The sequence below is a fragment of the Prevotella sp. oral taxon 317 str. F0108 genome (assembly GCF_000162415.1).
Lineage (GTDB): Bacteria > Bacteroidota > Bacteroidia > Bacteroidales > Bacteroidaceae > Prevotella > Prevotella conceptionensis.
In genome coordinates this window covers 6,861-16,824 of the sequence record NZ_GG740074.1, presented here as the reverse complement: position 1 = coordinate 16,824, position 9,964 = coordinate 6,861, and the positions used below count along the sequence as shown (strand labels likewise).

Genomic DNA, 9,964 nt, shown 5'->3' with positions numbered 1-9,964 from the left:
TGGGTTTCTAGTCGTGGTGGAAATTAAAGCTGGAGACTTGCAATTTAGTTGTCTCCGAAAGCCAAAGTTAGTAAAACAAATCCAAAACGGCAACAAATTAAGGGGGCTAACATTTTTCCTTTAACGATATTTAAACCTGGGAATTGTCGACTCGCCAATCCAAACCTGTCAACTCGCCAATCCGAACTAGTCAACTCGCCAGCCTAAATCTGTCAGCTCACCAATCCAAACCTGTCAACTCACCAATCCAAATCTGTCAATTTTTCAGTGCAAATTTTAACATTGTGAGTGCCTTTTTCGCCCACCAACCGCCCACCTTGCCGCAAAAAATCGATTCTCGCGGAGGTTTGTTTTGATGCCCAAATGGGTTAGTTGTACATGCAGGCGAAATGAATTATTATTTAAACTGACCGCCACGAACACCCATTTTGGGGCCATTTTCAGCAAAATGTAGTGCGTTTTGGTGCTAAATGCAGTGCAATATGCCGCTAAACGCAGTGCGTTTTGGTGCAAAATGCAAGGTAAAATGGTGCAAAATGCAGTGCGTTTTGGTGCTAAATGCAAGGTAAAATGGTGCAAAACGCAGTGTAAAATGCGGCTAAATGCTAGGCGAAAAGCATAAATATCCGCTGTAATGGTATAAATAAAACCTTCTCAAACCATGAAAAGCAGGGCCGGAAAGGGCGAAATAGTCGTCAAAAAGTAGGGTTTTAGGGGTAAAAAGAGGGTTATTGGGCTCGGAAAATTGTGAGTTGGCGACCAAAATAGAAAGGCAAAATGGTGCAAAATGCAGGTTCTATTCTTGAAAATAGACAAAGCAAAAGGTGTAAAAGGTTAGAAATGGTGGCTATTTACCTACTTTTTAGCCCAAATTTTCGCTAGAACGGAGTGAAATTTAGTGCGGAGTTGTAAAATAAAAAATAACAATTTAAGTTTTTGAGTTTTCTTGATTCCGCAACTGTTCCAATCCGTTCATCACATAAAAAACACCACCATAAGAGACGATGTTCTCATATTTTATTGCTATCTTTGTGATGCTACGTAGAAATTTACGATATTTTCGTACCATACAGTTAGTGAAAATTCTACAGATAGCAAATGTCCGAGGAACTTATTGTTCATCAAAGGCTTATAAAATGTATTAACAATAAATTACGTATTTAATTGCGGAATTAAGGATGAAAAGAAAAAATATATACATATTATATTCTCTCTCCTTTTTATTTTTCATGCCAATAAGTATATATGCACAAAATAAAATAGAAGAGAATTATATGCTGAAAAAAGGCTATGAATTGAACATTACAAACCAAAAAGGAGATTCCTTATTGTATTTCTTTTTGAAGAATGGTAATTCTATGAAGAATATCATCACCGAAAATCAGATATACATGAATGACACTGTTTTGTGGAGAAAATATAATTCTCGTTATGAGGGGATAGATTTTACAAATTATTTCTGCATAACCTATTTCATAGCAAATAGTATACAGGGGATAGAGTTGTACAACAAAAAAACAGGCATTGATTTTTTTCATGGTAAATGTCTTATCTTATGTGGAGAAAATATGCAAAATAGAATGGCTTACCATATGAAAGAGGAACTATTATTATGTCTTCAGATTAATAATGATCAGGATGATGGGACTATTTTATTAATAGATTTAAAGAATGCTCATATACACAAGATAAACATCCATCAATTGGTAAGTAATATGCAAGATACATATTTTTGGCACAGTGTATATATTAAAAATGCCAATTCTCGATACGTTATAATAACGTATAACAATGGTTTTTCTAAATCAACTTCATTGAAAGTCAAGCGTATAAAATCTCTCCAAAATAATCTTATTCTAGATTGTAAGGATTATAATGGGGAGTTAAAAGAAAATCGCGTTAACCAATAAACCCCAGTCGCCCCATCGTATGTTAAGCACTAATTTATAATTTTGTGTTAGTTAACATCGTCAAGGTGTGGAATAAGGCCATTCGGTCATTTGTCATAAGATATTCTCTAATGTCCTGCCCCCATACCTTTACATCCAAATCTGGACAGTTCAATAGGCTTTGAACCCGCATTTGCGATGCCGTTTGCACGGTGTTTCATTATACATTAGGGTTTAATATGCAATGACCGATTGGGGTTTAATGATTCCATAACTTGAGAGGAGTCTATTGTCTTTGTGCTGTAAAGCCAAGATAAACACTCTGCTCATGCACAAAGTTCTGGAAGAAGATACGATAAAATCCAAAATTCTACCCCAATTGTCTGCGAAAAAACGTAGTTATGTATCAAAAAGTGACTAGGCGGAAGTTATTCGATGTATTATCCATAAGCTGAAAACTGCCTGTCAATGACAGATTACTTCTGCGTTCCCATTTTGCTGTCTCCGTTGACCGTGAGCAGCATGACTTGCAACCGCTCGCGCTGGCAGTAGTAAGTGTACGTGGTTAACTCGTCAACTGGTTAATTCGTCAACTGGTTAACTGGTAAACTCGTCAACTGATACACTTCTGGTACACAGTCGTTTATTTCTATCGGGATGGTTTCAACGTGTGCCTCGTTTGCTGTAAGTACGATTTTAACCACGCAGGCACGGGTGTTGATGGGTTTGGTTTGGTCGAAAATAAAGTTGCCGATGCTGTAATAAATGGGGCAACCTTTATATTGTTCGATGGATTGTAGCGTGTGGGTATGGTGGCAAACAAGGATGTTGGCACCTGCGTTTATCAGTAGGCGCGCTTGCCTACGCTGCTGAGCAGTGGGCGTTAGCTGGTGTTCGATGCCCCAATGTAGGCTTACCACGATGTAGGCGTTGGGTTCGTTATGGCGTAGATGCTTGATGCGAGCCACCAGTGTGTCTAGTGGTTCTTGACTGACGCAGGGCTTGGCGGGCAGATAAGCGAAGTTTTCGAGTGGCAATCGCAAGGAGGCGAGGATGTAAACGGGGCGTGGATGGGTGGTCAGCAATAGGGGTTGGGCGGCTTCGGTCATGTTACGGCCTGCCCCAAAGTGGATGATACCCGCTTGTTCGATGTTCTTGCGTGTGTCTAACAGTGCGTCACGTCCTTGGTCAATGCTGTGGTTGTTGGCCAAGTTGAGGTGGGTGAAACCATGTTTGGCCAGCATGGTGAGCCATTCGGGTTCGCCTCTGAACACGAAACGCTTAAAAACAGGTTGGTTAATTTTGGTTGCCGGGCATTCTAGATTGCCCACAACGAAATGCGATTGGTTGAAGATTTGTTGTAGTTTTGGCCCAACGAGATTGCTTAAACCTAAGTATTCGATGCGCTTGCGCACGCCGCGATCGAGCAATACGTCACCTGTAAACACCACGGATAGTGTGTCGGCCTTCTGCGCCCATATACTTTCCGTGCACACAAAGGTAAGGCATAAGACAAGAACCACGCCGCGACAATAGGCCGCGGCATGAGAAAAGAATGCGCACCCCATAGCATGGAAGGATGTATGGGGCGCGTTTCTTGGATGTTGAGCGGGTTTTGTGGTCATGTATTGTGTTGGGAAGTTTGTGAGTTTATGAGTTTAATTGAGTTTATGAGTTAGTGAGTTTAATTGAGTTAGTGAGTTGATGAGTTGATGAGTAAAAGAGTATGCCATAGCGCAGATAGGCATTTGGCTTTATCGCTTACCGCTTACTCTTTACTCCTTACTACATACTCCTTACTACATACTCCTTACTCCTTACTACTTTAACTCCTTAACTCCTTAACTCCTCACCTTAACATCCCGAACTATAAAACACTTCTTCATTATCTTTCGGCAGATTGTCTAGCGGAACCATAATTTCGTCCATCCATTTAGGCACGCCCAGATAAGGTTTGGCTTTGAGTTTCTCTTGCCATTCCTCGTCGGTGAGCCGCTGTTGGTCGGTAGACTGTTTTAGTTCGCGATAAGACAGCACTGCACCGCGCATCAAATAGAGCTCGTTGCCAATGGGCACAGCCACGTAGATGGTATAGGCAGGCCCTGTTCCCTCGTATAGAATGGAGTGGTTAGGGTTGTTCGGGGCGTTGGCGGTATATACGTCGGCTATTACAGCCACACTCTTGTCGGCACCTTCCACGTTGTCCCAGCCGTCAAGATATTGGTCGTCTTGTCTAACAAGGTCAAGCGAAATGTTTTCTATCGTAGAGCCTATGATTTCGATGGCGTTATATTCCTCGTCGGTAAGGATGGGGTTTGGCGATAGCTCTTTCTGGCTCACTTGTAGCAGAAATTCGGCTGTTTCCTTCACGCTAGCCGTGGAAGCGTCCATCTTAGGCGTGTTTAACTTATATTGTTTGAACACCCTTTCAATTTGCGAAACCAATTCAATGGCCTTCTTCCAGAAAGGGATGTTGGGTTCAACATAGCCTTTCACGATGGGGTCGGGCGGTCCGCCAGAACCGCATTCGGCTCCCATAGGTTGCTTGGCGTATAGGATGGCATCGTGTTTCAGTTCTGCCCACGAGGCTAGAGCCGTGTTCAGGTTTTTCTTTTCCCATTGTGGCGTGAGCATAAAGTAAGGTGCACCAGCCACGGGCTTGTTCATTTCGGCCAAGGCATCCATCCATCTGTTGGCCACGGTGGTGGTCCACGCAATCTCCGACATGCGTAGTTTCATGGTTTGGAGCGTAGGCACAAAGCCTTCCCAGCGTTTGTCTTCTTGCAGTTCTTTCAATAAAATGCGTTCGGCAGCCGAACAACCAATGGCCGCAAACACGTCGAGTCCACTTGGAACGTCGCGTTTGGTGACATTGTTTGTGGCGTCAATCATCTCGTTTAGCACCTCTGCATCGGGCATATAGCGTTGCGGCATGAGGTTAATCTTGTTGCGTGAAGTTGATTCGAACTTGGGACGGATGCGCGTTTGTTTCTCTCCCACCTCGTCAATGCGTTTGGCCATGTCGGCCATCAGTCTCTCATTGGTGAATATTTTCTCTGGCGTTTGGCCCTTCATCAGGTCGTAAACCTGCATGACGGTGATGTTGTCGGGCTCGCCGAAGAGGAAAGTGATGGGCTCGAACATGCTGTTGTAGGTGCGTTTCATCTGTGGGTCGCTGCCAATGGTGTGGGCAATGAGCAGGGCGCGTTTCAGTTGGTCGGGCTTGTCGGTGCCAAAGGGCACGCTTTGTAGCCACATCATGGTGCGGAAATATCGCTTGATGCGTTCGGAACGGCTGTAATGGCCGCGTGGCCGATAAAGGGAATAGGGATATTTCACCTCAGTATAGCCCAAGAAAGGGGAGAGGGCGTTTTCTGAATTCATCACCTTCTTAATCTCGGATGCCACTTGCGACTTATATGCAGCACTCACCCCGGCAGGCGTTTTGCCCGTTGTTAGTGCCAACGCCACGGCAAAATAGGCTTGGCAGAAAGCTGCGGCCGCTTTGGTTTGCTTGCCTGTTGAGGGTGTGGTTACGAGTTTGGTCATGCGATTAAACATGCCTTGCGAGAACACTTTCACCAGTGCATCGAGCTTTTTCTCTTCGGCATCGCGCAGAATGTTGTCGAAATAGAAGTGGAAAAGCTGCAAATAAAGGTCGGTGGTTACAAAGCTGGGGAAGTTGGAGTAGTCGTTCTTCTCGTAAACATGGAACAATTGCTGCAAGTTGTCTGGCACAATGGCAAACCCATTGCGGCTGATGGCATTTTGCAGTTTAGGGTCGAAGTCGTCTAATTGGTAGGGATTGAGCAGCAGGTCGAGGTTAACAATCTGTCCTTTGGGCAGTTTGTGCTTACTGTTGAGGATTTTGTTCTCTTGCTGTTCAATCTTTTTGAGGAAGTCTTGTTCGGCTTTGCTAAGTTTAGGTTGCCTTTGTCCCCAGTCGTTAGGGTTGCTATCGTCTAGCGGTTCGTTCTCGTTGTCCGAGCGTAACCACATCAACGAGTCGTACCACGATGTTTGTGCGTAAATGCCGCGCAGGTCGGCTTCTTTAAATATAAATCCTTCGCGCGCCTTAAATGCGTTTTTAAGCACGCGCAGTTCGGCCAGCGACAGTTTCGAGAGGTTGGTTTTGAGGTTCACTTCTTTGTTGAAACTCTCCACATTCAGTTTGCCCTTACCAGGTAAAATCACAGGCTTGGGGTTGTTGTCGGCATAGAGTAACGCCCCTATGGCGGCGAATGCGATTAGTAGTAGGGTTCTTTTCATTGATAATTAATGTTTATGATGTGCGTGTTGGGGCCTTGTTGTGGCCATGTGCACATCGGATTTGGAATTTAATTGTTACTTGACGAGGGGCAGATGGCGGCATTTGGTGTTCGTTTTGCTTGCCCGTACTGCCCCAAGTCGGTTGGTTTTATTGTTTTCGGGTGCGCTTGTCGCCCTATATATATAAGGTGTGCCATCGTGCTTGTCGGCATTTGTATGGCACATGTTAGCCTTTGTTCTTATTATATACGTTTGTGTTGGGCGACTTTGTTGGCTTTTCCTTTTAGCGAATAGCTATTGGTTAAACGCCTTCAAGGCCTCTTCTCGCCCCACCTTCACAACCAAGAACCTAACGAATTCGAAGCCGAAACCCTGCCAACGGTATTCGGCCACCACGTAACGGCCACTAGTTGTGGTTTCAAGGCTTCGCACAACGCCATCCACAAAGCGGAAATCTTGCAGTATTCCGCCTAGCTTTGAGCCCATCCACATGGCGCGAACGCGGTTCTTGTAGTTCTTAAAAACAAAGAGCCTGCGCCCTTTTTGCGGATAGAAACGGGTGCTTTTAATCACGCCCACCAACGCTTCTGTTCGTCCATCGCCGTTTACGTCGGCCGTTTCTAATCGGTAAACGGGGTAGGGTAGCGGCCACTTGTCGGTTGTTGAGTCGGTTTTCAGCGTGAGATAGTTTAGGCTGTCGTTCACCGTTTCGATGCTGAAAGTTTGTGCCGCAAGGTTTCCTGTTGGCCACAGTGCCGCTATCGCGAGGCATCCGTATGTTCTGAAAGCGTTCGTCATCGTTGTGTTGGGATGAGGAAAGTGAGGTTGGGCTGTGGCCTTTGCATTGTTTTCGTAGGCGATGCTCATTCCCTTCACACCTATTCGTGTTGCAAAAATAAGACATTCTTTCGAATGTGGCAAATCTTTTGGGGCGTTTGTTGAGGTTTTTAGTTATGCCTTTGGAGATGAATTTCATTGAATTACGGGTAGTCTAATCCCTATTTTGTAGAACCTTATGTAATCTTTCACTTTTTCGAACGTTGGTTCTTCTGTGTTTGTAAATGCGAAACACTCTTGTTGTTCTTGGTCGGGGTAGACGATGAGACACTTGATAGGCAGTGCATTTTCGGCATCTAGCTTCAACATGTCGTATATCTTCTGCAGTCTTGCGTAACCAGCCACCTGCCTTGCGTCATCATTGTCTATGCCTGTCATGCCCTTATAACGTGGTTTGTATTTGGCGTCAACAACGTAAGGTTCGGGCCAATGGCAAGGCTTTAACAGATAATCGAGCTCTTGACGATGTGCCTTGGGGTGATAACAAACTTCGTTTTTGCCTGTAAATACCAACCTAAGATGGCGAAACACATACAATTCGAACAGTTTGCTCATATCTATCCAGAATGGTGGAGTTGTTATTTGGTGGTTGCCAGCAAGGGTAATGTCGTAGCTGTAACGGCGAATTAGAAGTTGGGCAAGTTCTACGGCTGTGCTGTGTTCTTTAAAAATTGGGTTGCCTTTGAATGTTTGTATGGCCTTTGTGGTAACTTCTTCGCCCACGTTATCGAAGTGTGGTTTTACAAAACGGACAATGTTGTCGAGTGTGGAAGTGTCGAAGGCATGCCTATAAACCTCTAATTGTTTGGCACAAAACCTCAAAGCGCGTTTAAGGATGCGGTTCTCGCACGAGTCGATGCCATATACTTGGTAACGACAAAAGTTGTTTGTTACGCGCCCTTTGCTAAGGTTTTGTTTCACGTTACGTGCCACAAGACATCGCCCTTTTATCTTATTGTTGAGGTTTTCTTCAACTATGTAGTAGCTTTTTCGCAGACCTTTGGTCGTTATTCGCCTTAAAACGCTAAGATATTCGGTAATAAGGAAGATGCTTAACAAGTCTTGCTGCTGGCTAATTGGTATTGCGGGCTTGTGAAAAGATATTGTTACGAGTTGTTGCAGATGGTTCAGGTTTTCCTTATCACAGAGTGCCTCGTTAAGCATTCGCACATAATCTATCTCGAAATCGCTGTTCATCTTCGGACTAACCTGTATTGCGAGCTCGTTTTCTTTCACCCAATCCACCCCTACGAAGTAAGAACCCGTGGCAAGAATGTCGTTACCCTTACGCCTAAGTTTAAGGTAGAAGTCGGCGTCTTGCTTGTCATCACTTACTTTGAACTCTTTTTCTCCACCATCCGCTATGTATGGCAACAAAGCCTCGGCATCGCTTTGGTTGAGAAGGGAGTTCTCCTTCAGCTGCTCGTTGAGTTGTAACACTGTCGTCATTTTATTGCCCTGTCGTATAGTTCATCTATCGTTGTTTGCGCGTCTGTAGTTAGAATGCCGTCTCGTATGTACTCTTCCAAGAGCGGTATTATTTCATATAGTATGCGGTCGTTGGTGAAATCTTCGCCATTTTCATCGAGCATCAAGAAATAACTGTGGCCAATCCACACCTCTTCAGGCTTATAATCGGCCGAAAGTGTGTCTGCCGCTTGCAGCTTAAACGTAGAATCGAAATTGCTTTTCTCGTATTCGTCGAAGTTGTTGATGAAGAGTTGGCTCACTTGCTTGAAAAAGTCGCGGTCAAACCCTTCGTTATCTAGGGCGTAAGGCCTTTCTGCAATGAAGGCGAAGCGTCGCCTAATGGCGTAGTCTAATGCACCCAACGAACGGTCGGCAGTGTTCATTGTTGCGATAACAAACACGTTGGCTGGCACTTCAAAAGCCTCTTTCGAGTAAGGTAGCACCACTTTCTCTGTGTTCGGGTTGCCTTTACGCTTGTCAGCTTCCAACAACGTCAAGAGCTCTCCAAATATTTTCGACACATTTCCACGATTAATTTCGTCGATAACCATGATGTAAGGCTTGGATGAATTTTCACCATCAGGCAGTGTAGAACTATTTTTTGGGAAATCATTTTGTATCATCTCTTCTTGCGTATTGGTGTCGTTTGCTTTTTCGCAGAGGCGTTTAAATATGCCTGATTCTATGTTGTAGCCCACTTGGTTGTTGTCAGTAACCACGGGACGAAGGCCTTCCACCCAGTCTTCATAGTCCATTGACTGGTGAAAGGTTGTGAATGCGATGCGCCCTTCCTCTTTAAGTTGATTGTATATTGCCACAATTTGGCTGTGCTCTGCATGGTTGGCATTGAATGTGGGGCAGCAAAGTCTCACCACATATTCGGGTATGCTGTGGGTTTTTCCTGTTCCTGGCGCACCATAAAGCACGATGTTCTTGTGTCTTTTCCATGTAATTACGCCCTTGTCGAAACGTGAATAGTCTGTACCTTCGTTAGCGCTGGTTTGGGATGTGTGTTGTTTTGCTGCGTCCATTTCTTTGAGCATGAAGTCTTTCAAGCACCAAAATAATGTTTGAATGGCAAGGTTAAGGGGTTTGTTTTTATACCTGTCTATCTCGCTAAGCATGATTTGTTGAACCGTTTCACCATATTTTGCTACGAGATTGTTTATTATTTCCATGAAGTTACCGAAGTTCGTGCCTCTTTTATTGATGTCGTAGCCGAAGTATTCACAGAGCCTTTTGTACACTTCCCATTTGTAAAACGTGTATTTTTCGGGGTAAGCGCAAGTTAAGATGGCAGATGCCGTGCGCTCATCGTTGGCAAAGTTCTTCCAGTCTTCATGCCCAAGGTCTTGCATTTCTTGTTTAAAGCGTGCTATACGTTTGTCTATTGGTATGGTTTCGTCAAGCAAATGCTCTCCGCATACAATCAGTTCGCTAGGCTTTTCTTTGTTGAGTTTGTTAAAAACGGGGTCAACGTAGGCATTGGCAACAATATT

At 44.4% G+C, this 9,964-nt stretch carries 6 protein-coding genes; 1 reads left to right on the top strand and 5 read right to left on the bottom strand.

Features of this window, described 5'->3' with window-relative positions:
• Nucleotides 1-1,178 precede the first annotated feature (1,178 nt).
• Nucleotides 1,179-1,910, top strand: coding sequence for a hypothetical protein (locus HMPREF0670_RS09565; RefSeq protein ID WP_009230956.1), 732 nt, complete (start codon nucleotides 1,179-1,181; stop codon nucleotides 1,908-1,910).
• 560 nt (nucleotides 1,911-2,470) lie between these two features.
• Here HMPREF0670_RS09565 and HMPREF0670_RS09560 read toward each other — a convergent pair.
• The 5 genes from HMPREF0670_RS09560 to HMPREF0670_RS09540 all read right to left on the bottom strand — a co-directional run.
• Entirely contained in the window at nucleotides 2,471-3,457 is a 987-nt protein-coding gene (locus tag HMPREF0670_RS09560) for a CapA family protein (RefSeq protein ID WP_009230955.1), read from the bottom strand.
• 286 nt (nucleotides 3,458-3,743) lie between these two features.
• Complete coding sequence (locus HMPREF0670_RS09555; protein ID WP_009230954.1) at nucleotides 3,744-6,158, bottom strand: DUF3160 domain-containing protein; 2,415 nt, start codon at nucleotides 6,156-6,158, stop codon at nucleotides 3,744-3,746.
• A gap of 294 nt (nucleotides 6,159-6,452) precedes the next feature.
• Nucleotides 6,453-7,025: a hypothetical protein gene (locus tag HMPREF0670_RS09550; protein ID WP_232213893.1), complete on the bottom strand. Its 573-nt coding sequence runs from the start codon at nucleotides 7,023-7,025 to the stop codon at nucleotides 6,453-6,455.
• A 105-nt stretch (nucleotides 7,026-7,130) separates the two neighbouring features.
• On the bottom strand, nucleotides 7,131-8,444 hold the full coding sequence (locus HMPREF0670_RS09545) for a 5-methylcytosine restriction system specificity protein McrC (RefSeq protein WP_044078094.1): 1,314 nt from the start codon (nucleotides 8,442-8,444) through the stop codon (nucleotides 7,131-7,133).
• A partial coding sequence (locus HMPREF0670_RS09540; protein ID WP_009230951.1) for an McrB family protein occupies nucleotides 8,441-9,964 on the bottom strand: 1,524 nt, incomplete at its 5' end. The genes HMPREF0670_RS09545 and HMPREF0670_RS09540, both read right to left, overlap by 4 nt.

What these genes read in the sequence shown, in the direction of transcription:
- HMPREF0670_RS09545 (WP_044078094.1), bottom strand. Translation starts at nt 8,444, where the DNA reads ATGACGACAGTGTTACAACTCAACGAGCAGCTGAAGGAGAACTCCCTT.
- HMPREF0670_RS09550 (WP_232213893.1), bottom strand. Translation starts at nt 7,025, where the DNA reads ATGAGCATCGCCTACGAAAACAATGCAAAGGCCACAGCCCAACCTCAC.
- HMPREF0670_RS09555 (WP_009230954.1), bottom strand. Translation starts at nt 6,158, where the DNA reads ATGAAAAGAACCCTACTACTAATCGCATTCGCCGCCATAGGGGCGTTA.
- HMPREF0670_RS09560 (WP_009230955.1), bottom strand. Translation starts at nt 3,457, where the DNA reads ATGGGGTGCGCATTCTTTTCTCATGCCGCGGCCTATTGTCGCGGCGTG.
- HMPREF0670_RS09565 (WP_009230956.1), top strand. Translation starts at nt 1,179, where the DNA reads ATGAAAAGAAAAAATATATACATATTATATTCTCTCTCCTTTTTATTT.